12 protein-coding genes are annotated in these 14,844 nt (G+C 42.5%); all 12 read right to left on the bottom strand.

All coding sequences use genetic code 11. The features are described 5' to 3' along the window. Window positions 1–15: 15 nt before the first annotated feature. The 12 genes from ACZ42W_RS01005 to ACZ42W_RS00950 all read right to left on the bottom strand — a co-directional run bounded on the left by ACZ42W_RS01005 (window position 16) and on the right by ACZ42W_RS00950 (window position 14,693). A complete protein-coding gene (locus tag ACZ42W_RS01005) occupies window positions 16–2,586 on the bottom strand; it encodes a molybdopterin-dependent oxidoreductase (protein ID WP_464167757.1) in 2,571 nt (856 codons plus the stop codon). A 446-nt stretch (window positions 2,587–3,032) separates the two neighbouring features. Then, window positions 3,033–3,953: a patatin-like phospholipase family protein gene (locus ACZ42W_RS01000; RefSeq protein WP_464167756.1), complete on the bottom strand. Its 921-nt coding sequence runs from the start codon at window positions 3,951–3,953 to the stop codon at window positions 3,033–3,035. A gap of 69 nt (window positions 3,954–4,022) precedes the next feature. After that, window positions 4,023–4,490 carry a methylated-DNA--[protein]-cysteine S-methyltransferase gene (locus ACZ42W_RS00995; protein WP_464167755.1) on the bottom strand — a complete coding sequence of 156 codons (468 nt, stop codon included), beginning with the start codon at window positions 4,488–4,490 and terminating at the stop codon, window positions 4,023–4,025. A gap of 178 nt (window positions 4,491–4,668) precedes the next feature. Continuing rightward, a complete protein-coding gene (locus ACZ42W_RS00990) occupies window positions 4,669–5,034 on the bottom strand; it encodes a hypothetical protein (RefSeq protein WP_464167754.1) in 366 nt (121 codons plus the stop codon). Window positions 5,035–5,089: 55 nt separating this feature from the next. Continuing rightward, window positions 5,090–6,820 (bottom strand): ABC1 kinase family protein, encoded by a 1,731-nt coding sequence (locus ACZ42W_RS00985; RefSeq protein ID WP_464167753.1) that lies wholly within the window; start codon window positions 6,818–6,820, stop codon window positions 5,090–5,092. Between the two features lie 108 nt (window positions 6,821–6,928). Further along, window positions 6,929–7,216 carry an AbrB/MazE/SpoVT family DNA-binding domain-containing protein gene (locus ACZ42W_RS00980; protein ID WP_464167752.1) on the bottom strand — a complete coding sequence of 96 codons (288 nt, stop codon included), beginning with the start codon at window positions 7,214–7,216 and terminating at the stop codon, window positions 6,929–6,931. A gap of 115 nt (window positions 7,217–7,331) precedes the next feature. Beyond that, the gene (smpB, locus tag ACZ42W_RS00975; RefSeq protein WP_464167751.1) at window positions 7,332–7,802 is read right to left on the bottom strand and encodes an SsrA-binding protein SmpB; all 471 of its coding nucleotides are present in this window, start codon (window positions 7,800–7,802) and stop codon (window positions 7,332–7,334) included. Between the two features lie 172 nt (window positions 7,803–7,974). Continuing rightward, window positions 7,975–9,369, bottom strand: a complete 1,395-nt coding sequence (locus ACZ42W_RS00970) for a GntP family permease (protein WP_464167750.1) — start codon at window positions 9,367–9,369, stop codon at window positions 7,975–7,977. Between the two features lie 53 nt (window positions 9,370–9,422). After that, window positions 9,423–10,601, bottom strand: coding sequence for an acetyl-CoA C-acetyltransferase (locus tag ACZ42W_RS00965; RefSeq protein WP_464167749.1), 1,179 nt, complete (start codon window positions 10,599–10,601; stop codon window positions 9,423–9,425). 28 nt (window positions 10,602–10,629) lie between these two features. After that, window positions 10,630–11,376, bottom strand: a complete 747-nt coding sequence (locus ACZ42W_RS00960) for an SDR family NAD(P)-dependent oxidoreductase (RefSeq protein WP_464167748.1) — start codon at window positions 11,374–11,376, stop codon at window positions 10,630–10,632. Further along, window positions 11,373–12,953, bottom strand: a complete 1,581-nt coding sequence (locus ACZ42W_RS00955; protein WP_464167747.1) for an acyl CoA:acetate/3-ketoacid CoA transferase — start codon at window positions 12,951–12,953, stop codon at window positions 11,373–11,375. Before ACZ42W_RS00955 ends, ACZ42W_RS00960 begins: the two co-directional genes overlap by 4 nt. Window positions 12,954–13,271: 318 nt before the next feature. Further along, window positions 13,272–14,693, bottom strand: coding sequence for a sigma-54 interaction domain-containing protein (locus tag ACZ42W_RS00950; protein ID WP_464167746.1), 1,422 nt, complete (start codon window positions 14,691–14,693; stop codon window positions 13,272–13,274). Window positions 14,694–14,844 lie beyond the last annotated feature (151 nt).

Below are 14,844 nucleotides of genomic sequence, written 5' to 3'. Positions count from 1 at the left end.
ATAACCTCCTCTCTGTTAAATCAACTTCAAAGGTCTTTTTACATCTGGAACAAAAGTTCCCGTCCATTTTTCTACCTTGACAAGACAAGAATTATACCCATTTAACCCAACGCCTGTCGGGGGAGCACCCAATAATGTACTTTCTGAACCACCAATATCAATTCCGGTAGCTTCATCTATTTGAGTCCAGCATCCATGATGAATCGCCATAACTCCTGGCATCATCCTTTCCGTGACATGTGCTCTCCTTAGCACTTTACCATATTTACTACTGACAACAACAGAATCTCCTTCTGACACGCCATTATCAGCAGCATCTTTGGTATTCATATAGATGGGGTTATCCCATGCTTCCAGCAACCAAGGGTTATTAGCAAAATTTGTATGACCTTTACTTAAATGATGGACCTGAACCACTTGATAAGGATATTCTCCTTTCACCTTCTTATTCCAATCAGAGAAGGAGTCTTGATATCCTTCTACAACAGGAATCCAAGTGGGAATAGGCCTTATTTTAGAGTAGGCCCTTCTATTATTATCGTTAGCAAGTTTTTTACAATGAATCTCTAATTTTCCGCTTTCTGAAGCCACAGGATGGGCTTCAGGATCATCGACAAAATCTTTAAAAGCAATATTCCCTAAAATATCACCAGGACTTCTCTTAACTTTGTATATTCCTTTTTCGATAAATTCCCTCAATGCGATTTGGCCCTGTTGAGGCTTGCCTTTTACACCCCACTCAGTAAGATCTGCTTCGGTGACTGTTACTAAGGGAACATATTTTTTTTGATCGACTTGAACTGTTGCCCCTGCAATTTGATTGAAGTAAACTTGTTTTTCACTAATCGGGAACAATATAGACTCCTCAATACCTAATCGTTTCATTAATTCGGTTGCAATCCAGCGGTCAGTCTTTGCTTCATAAAGAGGTTCATATACTTTTGAAGAGACAATCACGGCTTCTTTCGTACCCCAAGTACCAATATCACCTATATTTTCCCAAATTGTTGTTGCAGGCAGTATTAGATCGGCATATTGGGCGTTAAGAATAGGGAATAGAGCGACGGCTGCCACAAAATCTACTTTGCGATGAACTTCTATTCCTTTCATTACGTTAGGTGTTGTTTGTAAAGTATTACTACCCGTGTGAATAATTGCATGAATATCAATATTTCTTTCGACCGGTGCCAAATAAGCATCTTTGCCGCCAGTATATCTATATTTACCATCAAGTATACATTGCCAAAGTTCAGATGTATTAATTGAGTCATCTACCGGATTTTTTGGATTGGGTAAACCGGTCGCACCTACCGTCCAATGGAAAGGACCGCCATTTCCACCACATCTATGAGCAGAGTCTCCGGTCATGTGTCCGGATTTTCCAATATGTCCGGTCATTGCTCCAATTGTAATAAACAGTTGTGGCAAACTGTCTGCATTATTGGTTCTGGCTGAAGCCCAAGTAGTCAAAAAGGCTACTTTTTTATCTTTCCTTAGTTCACGAGCCAGATAACGAATTTTATTCGGTTCAACACCACAGATTTCCGAAGCCCATTCGGGAGTTTTTGGCTCATTATCATAAGTACCCAAGACATAATCTTTAAAGTTTTCTTTTGGATCCGCACCTTCAGGTACGCCTTCTGCATCAAAACCTATGGTACAACGTTTTAGAAAATCCCAATCGATCAAAGGATTAGTGATAGGGTCATCTTCGGTAATCAAAGTATGGGCTATACCTAACAGCATTGCTGCATCGGTACTAGGACGAATTGGTATCCATTCTGCACCCAAAGTAGCTGTACTGTCGGTATAGATGGGGTCAATAATAATAAATTTTGCCCCTGCTTTCTTCACCTGTAGATAAGAATGGTACATGGCACTGCCAGGCGAAGACCAAGCCGGATTCCCACCAAAAATAATCACAGTTTCGCAATTACGCATATCAAACCTATCATTAACAGGGTCAGGATTATAATACATGTAACCCATTCTAGGTGCAGTTGTGGCCCAGGAACCAAATGATGTAGTACCCCATCCTGTAACATGTCCGCCAAAGGCTTTTATCACATTACTAACTTCTCTATTGGCGGACAAGATGGAGCGATTGCCGTATTTCTCTTTTGTATTTTTAAGCTCACTGGCAAGGATATCCAAAGCTTCATCCCAGGAAATACGTACCCATTCATCTTTGCCGCGCAGTTCCTTTTTGCCGCCTCCAGGTTCCCAATTCTTACGCTTCATCGGGTATTTTAGTTTATCTGCAGCGAGCATGTGTTTCCTTAGAGCACGTCCGCGGTTACAAGCTCTATGCTGAAAGAAATCAGGACTATCTGGGTCCAGGTCATCGGTTTTTTGCCTAATTACAACCCCGTCCCTGACCAATACTTTATTTAAGCATCTACAGCCACAATCATAGATACAACCACCAGTAATCCATTTTTCTCCTTGGTTTACAGGAGCATCTACTGCTTTTAACGTGTTGCCACAACCGACTAAAGATAAGCTGGCAGCAGCTACTGAACTAGCTTTAATAAAGTTTCTGCGGCTAAGGTTTAAAGTGCCAATTCTGTCCATAAAATCAGCCATACGTGTTTTTAACCTCCCCGATTTATTAATAGTAAAAATCACTCAGAAAATAGTCCCATTTACCTCCTTATCATATTACTTCTCTAATAATACTTTTTCTGTCCATGCCTCTCTTGAATTGTAGGCAATATATAAGCTTATAATAAAATCTTTGTGTAAATACTAACAAATTAAAAAGACTAATTCTATTTTGAAATAATTTTATTTTTATTAATTTTTATTAATAACTACATTCTACTGCCAAGAAATTTACCCCAATGAGTAAACAAAGGGTCGGTTCTTCGCCTCAGGAAGCAGAAAAACCGACCCTTTGTCTCCATACAATACCGCAAGAAAATTAATTAACTTTCCAAGAATTTATATTATCCAGACGATCTAAAACTATATCTTAATATTTGGCGAAACTCAATTTTATAAATCCACTCTTAATCGTTGAAGACAACCCATCATTTCTGTACTCTGTTTTCCTTAATATAACGTTGGAAGTCCCAAGTTCTTAAAAATTGTTTAGCTGCCTCATATCCTGAATCATATAACTTACGGCTATCACTCTGACTGATATCAAATTGCGTGCTACTAATTCCTAAGGTAGGTATAGAGATTGATCGAATGTTTTCACTGTGGCATAAATAACGTCCATCATTTTCATCGAGCATTGTACTAATAATGTCTTGCAAATAAGAAACTATATTTGTTTCACCTGAGCCTGAAATTTTACCTGGATTCACAAGCTTAAATCCGAAGGTAGGCCAACGGGGCTTGCCTTTCACATCGAAAATCCAGATTGGGTAATTACTTAGAATTCCACCATCAACGATTAAGCTTGACTTTTCCTTATAGTAAAGTTTAACCGGTTTGAAGAAGAATGGGATACTCATACTCATTCGAACTGCTTTAGCGATTGGAAATTCTAAGGGATCTAATCCATAACGAAGCAAATCATCGGGTAATATGAGTAACTCTTTGAGTGTGATGTCTGAAGCAATAATTTTTAATTGGGATTCACCATAATTAAGATCTTTAAATGTGTTGACTCCTTTCTTCTTTAATAGGCTGGTGAACCAATCTTCGAAGGCATTTCCATTATAAATTGCTCGTTCAAAAAGAAGTCCTGCTAGTTTCCCCATCACTGGGACGGACTGGAGCATGGTCTTGTCAAGAAACATTCTATAATCTAACTCATTGAGCACCACTTTAAGCTCTTGGCCGGTATATCCTGCAGCCAGAAGGGCCGCGACGATGGCTCCAGCTGACGTTCCAGCAAGTTTTACCCATTCATATCCCTGCTCTTCAAGCTGGCAGATCGCACCGACAAATGCAATTCCCCTGACGCCACCACCCTCAAAAACTCCATCCACTTTCTTCATCAAATCACCCCCATACAACATATGGGGGTGTACAAGTTGTGCGAAACTTGGCGCCGCTAGTTTTTTGTCTTAACCGTTAATATGATTATTTTCTAACTTCAAAAGACGTTCTTTTACATCTAGGCCACCTGCATAACCCACCAACTTGCCATTTGCGCCGATAACTCGATGACAGGGGATAAAGATCATAATGGGGTTTCGGTTATTTGCCATGCCAACAGCGCGGGAAGCCTTTGGCCGTTCAATATTCTTTGCAACTTCTCCATAGCTGCAGGTTTCTCCATAGGGAATTTTCTGCAGTGCGTTCCAAACCGCTTTCTGAAATGTTGTCCCCTCGGGAGCTAGCGGAAGATCGAAATTTTTCCGCTTTCCAGCAAGGTATTCGTTTAGCTGTTTCGCCGCTTCAGCCAGCAGAGGGGTTTCCGTTCCCTGTGCTTCTGATTCATTGCTGCCAAAATCCATATAAGTAATCGCGGTTCCGTTTTCCTCTATTCTCATTTTGCCGATTTCTGTCTCATAGTAAAATACGTTTTTCATAAATTACCTCCCAGGCATAGTTTGCTTCATTTGTTCCGTTTCCTTATTTCATTTGAAGTAACCGAATCTGTCTTTCGCTATTTCACCCTCTAATTCTATCAGGAGATGAGTAAAATAAAAATAGCCCGTCTATCACTCATTTCTGAAAGATAGACGGGCTAAACGCTTCTACGTCAACTTACTCTTCTGCCTTCTTGTTTTCTTCACTTTGATTCATTGGAACCTCATCCTTTGAAGACTCTGCACACTGTCCGTGTTTAAAGGAGTGTTCTCCGTGACAACCGTGATAACCGTGGTGACCCCATTGCCCATGCCCCCCATGGCCATGATGAGCATGATGTTTGTGCATGGCTTTGAAGAACTGATGAATCGGAGAGTTACTACCAGGATGCTCGAAACCTGCTTGCTTAGCTTTTTCTCGGAAGTTTAAGAATGCCTCAAAGGCCTCCAACTTCGCTCTAAGCTTCTCTTTATCCCCCTTAAGGGTGACTGTGAAACCTTCTTCATTCTCTTCGAAGCTAAACTTGATGTTTTCTAAACTCATAAACACCTCTCCTTATTACTCATATGTGAATTTAAATGAACCTCACTTTTGATCATCAGGGATGAAAACGTGGTTTCCTAAATCCTGAAGATGAAGCATTTCTCATCGTACTGCTTCTTTGTCCACTTCTTTTCCGCCTCGTTGAGTTTGAGTTAGGTTTCAAAAATGAGACGAAGGCTAGAGCTGAAAGAAGTATCAGCGTCAAACCCACCTTATAATACGGACCTTCAAGTAAAATCGCACCTGAAATTAAAAAGCTGCTACTAAAGATCGCACGTACAATTCGACTTGCCTGATCTCTTTGGTTTTGCAAGAGATTGAGCTCAAAACTCTTGGACGGGTGAATTCTTATCTCACCGACTTCTAACCCAGTAATAAGTCGGTTTAATTTTTCGGGCAGTGTAACTACCTCGCCGAGTGTCTTCTTTGCTTGATTGAGAATAAACCCTTGAGCAAATCCCTCTGATCCAAATCCCGAGGCTTCCTCCGCTAACAACTCCTCCGCATAAGGGCGAAGTGTCTTTATTAGATCGAGCTGAGGATTCAGTCCATTACAAATTCCTATGATCGTCAAAAGCGACTTCCCTAAAAACAAGGTTCGCGCCGGAATCTGAAACGGTTGGGAATACATAAATTCTCTTAGTTCCAGTAGAAATTCCTCTGAATTGACGTTCTTCAGGTTTGGATCCTCAAAGACATTTGCCATGATGAGTTTGAGCCCTTTAGCTAAAGTCGTTTTATCCGCATGAGGTCGAAGGAAGCCAAGATTTTCAAAGATGATCACCATTTGTTCTGTATCTTTCTTAAATAAGGCTAAGACGAAGGCAATCAATTCTTCGCGCATGCCTTTCTCAATTCGACCCATCATTCCGAAATCTAAAAAAACGAGTGTTCCATCTTCTTTAACGAGCAAATTTCCGGGATGAGGATCTGCATGGAAAAATGCATCGGTCAGCAATTGTTGTACATAAGCAGAAATTAAGGTGTCCGCGATCTGTTCACGATCTAACCCGACCCTTTCTAGAGCCTTATAATCGTTCACTTTATAGCCCGTGACATATTCCATCGTCAGTACTCGCTGAGTTGTATACTCCCAATACACCTCAGGTACGCTAACCCTCGAGTCTCCCGCAAAATTTTCGCGAAAGGCATCCGCATGTCGGCCCTCTTTGATATAGTCGAGTTCTTCGAGTGTCGTTTCAACAAACTCGTTATAGATCTGCTCCAAATCAACGGCTGCGCTAATTCTAGGATATCGTTTAGCGAAGGTCACTATAAACCTGAGCGCATCAAAGTCTGTTTGGATAATCGCCTCGACACCAGGGCGCAATATTTTTACGGCTACTTTATTATGGTCTTTAATCTCAGCAATGTGAACTTGCCCCAAAGAGGCAGAAGCAATAGGTTCTCGTGAAAAGTTCGTATAAACCTCAGCGATGGGGCAGCAATATTCCTCTTCAATCCGCTTGATGATTTCTTCTGTTCCAACCGGTTTGACAGCATCCTGTAACTTCGAAAGTTCACTTGTGTATTCCTCAGGTAAAACGTCCACCCTAGAACTGAAAAATTGCCCCAGTTTAATGAGAAGTCCACCCAGTTCTGTAGCCGTCTCTGTAAATAGGCTGGCCTGCTTCCGATAGATGGTCTTGGTCTGCCTCTGATATTTTTCTTCTGTAAGGAATCGTCTCTTCTTATTAACCCACCAAAGTTGAAATACAAATTGCAGAAACATGGAGATGATCTTGCGAAAGCGTTTATCCTTAAAAAACTTAATAATAATTGGCATCAATTTCCTCCCAAGTCTCAAGCTACTCCTGTTATGTTTGTCTAATAACTAGCCTTAATAATTGTTAAAAATTGTCGAAATCTCATTCTCAGATTGTAACGCTGTGACTTATTTCCCTTTAGTTTTATCCTGCTCTTTATTTTTATCCTGTTCTGAATCTTCCTGGGGAGAATTGAACATCTCCTCAAAGAATCTGGTTTTTCGAAACATCATTTCTGCGAATCTCGTCATGACATCGCCTTTGAATAAGATGACGACCCCTCTTCTCTTATTCCCTAAAACAACTAGTTTCTCTCCTGGTTCGATACCAATCTCTTCTCTGGCTTCGACCGGAATAACAACTTGTCCACGTTCTCCCATAACCGTCGAACCATAGAATTTACCATGATGCATCATACTTACCACCTCTACAAAGTATGATACATCATACTTTTCATACTTGCAAATTATTTTTTGAAACAAAAAACAGCTATCGAGTTTAAACTCTAGATAGCTGTTTTTTGTTTCAAATTCAATATTCTTTACTCTGGCCTCGAAAATGCCGCTCGATCTCTCGCTTAGCATCCCGATCCGCAATATCCTGACGTTTGTCATAATTCTTCTTACCTCGGCCGACACCAAGTTCGATCTTCGCCATCCCTCTTCTGAGATAAATCTTGGTCGGAATGAGCGTCAGGCCTTGAAGTTGAATTTTGCCTACTAACTTTATAATCTCTGAACGGTTTAAGAGAAGTTTACGTTTTCTTAAGGGATCATGGTTAAAACGATTCCCCTGTTCATACGGGCTAATGTGCATCTGATGAAGCCATACTTCCCCGTTCTCAATCCGAGCATAGCTATCCTTTAGATTGACACGCCCATTTCGAATGGACTTAATTTCTGTACCGGTCAGAATAATACCCGCTTCAAGCTTCTCTTCGATGAAGTAATCATGATAGGCTTTACGGTTATCGGATATGACCTTAATTCCTTCAGATGCCACAGTGACCCTCCTCCCTGTTCAGATTTTCAGTATAGCACAGTTTTTTTAATTTTCCCAGTTACAATTGGAAGAAAAACACAGCGGAAGCGTACGAAAAAATCGGGTGCCCATTACGGCTACCCGATTTTACTCGTGTGCATTTTAATGTCAATTGAATATTAACTTGTCTAAATTAAATAAAGTGGAACATGCCTTGAAGCATAATGAGGACAAAAACTGTACCTGTTTTTAGTAACGTAATGGCAAAGATATCTTTATAGGATTCTTTATGGGTTAGTCCTGCAATTCCCAAGAGGGTAATCACGGCTCCATTATGAGGTAAGGTATCCATCCCCCCCGAGGCCATAGATGCAACACGGTGGAGGAGTTGAGGATCTACCCCAGCTTTTAGCGCCCACTCCAAATATTGCTTCCCGAAGGTGTCTAGTGCAATGCTCATTCCACCAGAAGCAGAACCTGTAACACCTGAGAGCACGTTAACTGTTACAGCCTCGGAGAGAAGTGGGCTTCCACCTCCATTGATCCCCATCAGAGCATGGGCAATACTTTGGAAGCCGGGTAGAGATTTGATAACATTTCCGAAGCCAACTTCGGAGGCAGTGTTCATTACAGCTAACAAGGATCCAATTGCTCCGGCATTTAGCGCCTTTGCCACACTTCCTTTAATCCCTTTTGGATTGATAATGAGTGCGAGAACAATTCCAACAACTAAGGCAATCATAAGAGCCCAGTTATTCATGGAGCCTACAACACCTGTTTTAACCATATTATAAGGTGCTTGGGTCACCCAGGAGAGTATATCCCACTTGGGAAAGATCATCTTCTGGAGAATTAAAGTAACCAATAAGACGGATACAAGGGGTAAAGCTGAAAGCAGGGGACTGGGTAGATTCGTATCTTCAACAATCTCAGGTTCTTGTTTATGATTTGTTCCATAGCCTTCGCCTTTGGCTTGGGCAGAGCGCTTCCGCCATTCTAGATATGCAATCCCTCCGACAAGAACGATAATTGTACCCAGTGTTCCGAAGATAGGGGCAGCGTAAAGGTCAGTGTTAAAGAACTTCATCGGAATTGAGTTTTGAATTTGAGGTGTTCCAGGAAGTGCGTCCATGGTAAAGGTAAAAGCCCCTAAGGCAATCGTCGCAGGAAGCAATCTTTTCGGAATATCGGCTTCCTTAAAGATAGAAGCTGCAAACGGATAGACTGCAAAGGCCACAACGAAGAGGCTCACTCCACCATAGGTTAAGATGGCGGCAGATAATACGACCGCAAGCATAGCCTGACGTTTACCTAGTTTTTGAACGATAAAGCGTGCAATTGATTTTGCCGCTCCTGATTCTTCCATGACTTTTCCAAAGATAGCACCCAATAAGAAGAATGGGAAATAGATCTTAACATAGTTTGCTAAATTGGGTAAAAAGATTTCTGTATACGTTGGCATAATAGCCATTCCAGAAAATATCGCGGCCAATATGGCAAATATCGGAGCAAACAGAATGACAGAGAATCCTCGGTAGGCCATAAACATTAGTAGCGCAAGACTGAGGAGAATTCCAATTACCTCCATCTGATATACACCTCCATAATTTCTTCTCTACTTCTTTCCACCACGAATTTTATTTATTTCTCTACGACCATAGCAATCCCTTGACCTCCACCAATACAAAGGGTCGCTAGACCTCTTTTAACATTTTGTCGCTTCATCTCATGCAGAAGGGTTACGAGAATCCTGGCGCCACTTGCGCCGATCGGGTGCCCTAAGGCAATCGCCCCACCGTTTACATTCGTTTTTTCCGGCAGAAGTCCAAGATCTTGAATGACCGCTAAAGCTTGGGCTGCAAAGGCCTCATTCGCTTCGACTAAATCCATATCTTCGACCTTCAAGCCCGCTTTCTCGAGGGCTTTACGACTTGCCGGTATCGGTCCAGTTCCCATGAGCTTAGGATCAACCCCTGCTGAGGCCCAAGATTTGATCGTCGCCAAAGGCTCAATTCCTAATTCTAAGGCTTTTGCTTTGGACATGATGACAAACGCGGCTGCTCCATCATTGATTCCTGAAGCATTTCCAGCAGTCACGCTTCCCTCTTTTTTGAAGGCTGGACGTAGTTTCTCCAAAGCGTCATAAGTCAAACCAAAACGCGGGAACTCATCTTGCTCAAAGCGTACTGGTTCTCCCTTACGCTGTGGAATGAGAACCGGAACAATCTCTTCGGTGAATTTCCCCGACCGAATTGCCGCTTCGGCGCGATTTTGACTTTGGAGAGCATAATTGTCCTGTGCCTCCCGGGTTATTCCGTAGAGCTCAGCCACATTTTCAGCCGTCAAGCCCATGTGGATTCCATGAAAAGCATCAGTCAGTCCATCATAGACCATGCTGTCGATAATTTCACCATTTCCCATCCGGAACCCTTGACGTGCTTTAGGAAGAACGTAGGGAGCAGTCGACATACTCTCCATACCGCCAGCGACGATGATTTCAGCATCTCCAGCTAGTATTGCCTGAACCGCAGCGATGACAGACTTTAGACCGGATCCACAGAGTTTATTCAGAGTCCAAGAAGGAACTTCGTTTTTCAAGCCCGCTTTAATTGCTGCTTGACGTGCTGGATTCTGACCTTGTCCCCCTTGCAATACATTTCCTAGGATAACTTCATCGACTTGTTCGGGGTCAATTCCTGCTCGATGAATGGCTTCTTTAATCACCAAAGCACCCAAATCAGAGGCCTGCATTTGTCCTAAGGCTCCAGAAAAGGAGCCGATTGGAGTTCGAACTGCACTAGCGATAACAATTTCTTGCATGATAATCCTCCTTTCTTATTAATCCCATTTAGATGAAATAACCCCCGTTGATATCGAGAACCGCGCCTGTAATATAGGAAGAGGTATCAGCAGCCATAAATACTGCGGCTTCTGCGATCTCCGAAGGTTCTGCTAAGCGGCCTGCTGGAATCTTAGCGACGAGAGCGTTAATCACTTCTTCTGGATACTTCATCATCATATCCGTTTTGATATAGCCTGGGGCCAATGCATTACAGGTGATCCCCTTTGTGGTATTCTCTACGGCAGTAACTTTTGTCAGGCCGATCAAGCCAGACTTCGTCGTAGCATAATAGCCAGTTCCGAAAATACCCATGCGCGCTGTAAGGGAGGAGATGTTAACGATTCGACCATAACTGTTTTGTCTCATGCTCGGCAATACCGCTTTAGTGCAGAGGAAGGGGCCGGTGAGATTGACGTCCATGACTGCACTCCAGTTCTTTAGATCCCCTTTATGCACCAAACCATCTCGATTAATCCCAGCATTGTTCACGAGAATATCAATCCGGCCAAAGCGTTCAATCACTTTCTCGACCATGGTGTCAACTTCAGACTCTTTCGTTACGTCTGCTAAAAAAACCTCAGCCTCTACACCCATGACGCGGAGTTCTTCAACGGTCTCCTCTGCTTTTGTTGCATTAAAGGAGATATCGTTAATCGCAATTTTCGCACCTTCCCTGGCAAAAGCAATAGCGATTGCCTTTCCTAGTCCTTGACCACTACCTGTAACGAGTGCAACTCTGTCCTTTGTCATCATTTAGCAACATTCCTTTCAATCATCGTTGTTGGATCAAGCATGGGTTCATCCATGAAAATTCTGGCATCCATGATTTTCAAGTCCTGTGAAACGAGTGGGCGGAAGGCCATTTTTTCTAAAATATCCTTTTCCAAATCGACCCCAGGAGCAATCTCCGTCAAGACGAGTCCTTCGTCTTTCAATTCAAAGACTGCACGTTCTGTAACATAGAGGACCGTTTGTTTCTTCAGTTGAGCATATTGACCACTAAAGGTTACATGCTCTACCTTTTCAATCAGCTTTGGTATCACACCATCTTGGTCGATACTCAATTCCCCTTGACCCACGCTTACTTTCAAGCCATTCGCCATAAACGTGCCACAGAAAACTACCTTTTTAGCATTTTGCGAAATGTTTATAAATCCACCTGCTCCGGCTATCCTCGTTCCAAAACGGCTTACATTCACATTTCCAAACCTGTCCATTTGGGCCATCCCTAGAATGGTAATATCCAAGCCGCCTCCGTCATAGAAGTCAAATTGAGACGGTTGATCAACGATACATTCGGGATTAAAGCTTGCTCCGAAACTTGCTCCGCCTGCAGGAACACCACCGATGGCCCCCGCTTCGACGGTTAAAACAATCTCATCCAGAGTCCCCTCTTCCGAGGCTACGGCTGCAACTCCTTCTGGAACACCGATCCCCAAATTGGCGATTGCATCTGTAAAAAGTTCCAGATAGGCGCGTCGCGCAATAACTTTCCGTTCATTCAAGGGAATCGGGCTTAAATTACTGAGAGGTAGTTTTAGCTCCCCACTATAAGCCGGATTATATTGTTCACTGAAAGACTGCATGTGAAATTCCGGTTTACTTGCAACCACGATTGCATCGACCAGAATCCCAGGTATTTTGACGTTTCTGGGGTTAATACTTCCCCGCTCGACGACACGCTCAACTTGGACTATGACGATTCCTCCGCTATTTTTAACAGCCTGAGCCACCGCAAGCACCTCGATATCGAGTGCCTCTCTCTCAAGCGAAATATTACCATCTAAGTCTGCTGATGTTCCTCTTACCAAAGCTACGTCGATGGGGAAACTGTGATAGAAGAGATATTCTTTTCCTCTCAAGGGGAGAAGTTCAACTAGATCTTCGTGGGTTTTTTGATTGAGCTTACCTCCACCCTTACGTGGGTCTACAAAGGTTTCAAGCCCTACATGAGTGATGGTCCCAGGCTTACCCGCTGCGATATCACGAAAAAGGTGTGAGATAACCCCTTGAGGGAAATTATAGGCTTCGATCTTTTCTTCAACTGCGAGCTTCCCTAATTTCGGCGCAAGGTTCCAGTGCCCTCCAACGACTCTCTTTATAAGACCCTCGTGCGCTAGATGATTCATTCCTCGGTCTTTGCCGTCTCCTTGCCCGGCTGCATAGACAAGAGATAATTGCTTAGGGCTTCCAGTTTCCAAGAACCGCTTCTCTAGAGCAAAGGTCAATTCTTCAGGATGCCCGATACTCACGAATCCGTCAATTGCAACCATGCTTCCGTCCTTAATCAGAGCAACTGCTTCATCGGCTGTAAGAAACTGCTTCTTCAATTAAACCCCTCCTATCTGAGTTGCTTGGATAGATTACTTTTTTCGTTCAAAAGTACATATTTTTGACAAATAGTCGTAAGAATCAGCAATCTATTCCTTATTCAGAATATATAGCAAAATCTGTGCCAAGACATAAAAAAACCTAGAAGACTCATTCTTCTAGGCTCTCAGGAATTCTCTCTTTGTACTTTCAAATGCATGGTGTAGCGAATTAGCTACACGCCGAATGTAAATTACTGAGAATTCGTTGACTTGAATCGGCTTTGTATCTTTGATGCGATTTCGCTACATGTAGTGAAATCGCATCATAAGGAAAAGTTACTCCCATCCCGTTATCTCATACTTTTCCATTTTACGATATAAATTCGTTCTATGAATCCCTAAAATTTCTGCTGCTTTGGCTTTATTTCCTGAGGTTAATTCTAATGCCTTCGAAATAGCACTCCGTTCAGCTTCAGCAATTTCCAGTGCTAACGGTTGCAATGCTTTAAGCTGTTGCCCACCCTCAAGATCTTGTAGATACAAGGGTAGATCTCGGATGAATATTCTATGCCCTTCTGCTACATTTGACGCTCGTTCTAGTGCATTTTGTAATTCACGCACATTACCTGGCCATGAATAAAGATCAAATAGGTCTTTCACTCTTTTATCCAAAACCCGCGAAGCCGATCCCATCTCACGTTCTATTCTCTCTAATAGAAAATTACTTAAGAAAGGAATATCCCCTTCCCGTTCCCTTAAAGGAGGTATATTGATAGTGAATACGTTGAGCCGATAATACAGATCTCTACGAAATTCCCCGCTTGCTACCATCTTTTCTAAATCACGATGGGTTGCTGCAATCACCCTAATATCGAGTCGTTGAATCTGATTGCTCCCTACTCTTTCGACTTCCTTTTCTTGTAGAACTCGCAAAACCTTTGCCTGCATCGCTAAAGGCAGATCACCAATTTCATCTAAAAAAATTGTACCGCCATTGGCTGCTTCGAACTTGCCGATTTTCCCACCCTTTTTAGCCCCTGTGAAGGCCCCTTCTTCATACCCAAAGAGTTCTGACTCTAGCAGCTCTGCAGGAATCGCTCCACAATTTACACGCACAAAGGCGTTATTATGTCGGGGACTTGCTCCATGTATCGCATGAGCAAAAAGTTCCTTTCCTGTACCGCTCTCACCCAGCAATAAAACCGTAGATTTCCCAGAGGCTGCTTTCTCAGCTAATGCCTTTGCCCGAAGAATCGCAGGGCTACTCCCCATAATCGTGTTAAAGGTATAGCGGTGCTTTTGGTACAGTTGTAACTCTTTTTCATAGAACTTGATTTTGTTCTCCAATAAATCGAGCTTTTCCGTCAAGGTGCGTAATTCTTGAACATCACGAAACATTACTTTACCTACTGCACCCACTAGCACACCGTTTTCCCTTAAAGGCACTCTCATAACCAAAGCTTCCTTACCTTGGATACTCATTGGCTCACCAATCTCTGCTACTCCAGTTTGTGCCACGATATGCATTCGACTGTTCGGCAGAACTTCTGTACAGTGTTTTCCGATGGCCTCCTCCTGCTTTACGTTCAGAAAGCGACAGTAGGCTTGGGTAATTCGCGTAATGATTCCTTTCTGGTCCACCACCATAACTCCATCATAGGCATGTTCAAATATATTTTCTAATCCCTCAAGACGATTTTGTGTTCTCTCTAATTGGGTCACCAAGCTTTGCATATCATTTCCGTCGTGTTGACTCATTCCAGTCCCCCACTTCAAAAGACAGTTCTAATAGCTGTATTATACAGCAAACTTAAAAAACAAAAAACTCAGACTTTAATAATCTGAGTTAGATTCGTTTTAACTAAAATAAAAAGAAAGTCTGAAACGGGCGATCCTCTAGTCCAATCGA

The sequence above is a fragment of the Desulfitobacterium elongatum genome, from assembly GCF_055378975.1.
The sequence above is the reverse complement of the archived record's forward strand: the minus strand, read 5'-3'. Positions and strand labels throughout refer to the sequence as shown.

Bases quoted from the DNA above. Each gene is read 5' to 3' on its own strand.
- ACZ42W_RS01005 (WP_464167757.1), bottom strand. From the start codon at position 2,586: ATGGCTGATTTTATGGACAGAATTGGCACTTTAAACCTTAGCCGCAGA.
- ACZ42W_RS01000 (WP_464167756.1), bottom strand. From the start codon at position 3,953: ATGAAGAAAGTGGATGGAGTTTTTGAGGGTGGTGGCGTCAGGGGAATT.
- ACZ42W_RS00995 (WP_464167755.1), bottom strand. From the start codon at position 4,490: ATGAAAAACGTATTTTACTATGAGACAGAAATCGGCAAAATGAGAATA.
- ACZ42W_RS00990 (WP_464167754.1), bottom strand. From the start codon at position 5,034: ATGAGTTTAGAAAACATCAAGTTTAGCTTCGAAGAGAATGAAGAAGGT.
- ACZ42W_RS00985 (WP_464167753.1), bottom strand. From the start codon at position 6,820: ATGCCAATTATTATTAAGTTTTTTAAGGATAAACGCTTTCGCAAGATC.
- ACZ42W_RS00980 (WP_464167752.1), bottom strand. From the start codon at position 7,216: ATGATGCATCATGGTAAATTCTATGGTTCGACGGTTATGGGAGAACGT.
- ACZ42W_RS00970 (WP_464167750.1), bottom strand. From the start codon at position 9,369: ATGGAGGTAATTGGAATTCTCCTCAGTCTTGCGCTACTAATGTTTATG.
- ACZ42W_RS00965 (WP_464167749.1), bottom strand. From the start codon at position 10,601: ATGCAAGAAATTGTTATCGCTAGTGCAGTTCGAACTCCAATCGGCTCC.
- ACZ42W_RS00960 (WP_464167748.1), bottom strand. From the start codon at position 11,376: ATGATGACAAAGGACAGAGTTGCACTCGTTACAGGTAGTGGTCAAGGA.
- ACZ42W_RS00950 (WP_464167746.1), bottom strand. From the start codon at position 14,693: ATGAGTCAACACGACGGAAATGATATGCAAAGCTTGGTGACCCAATTA.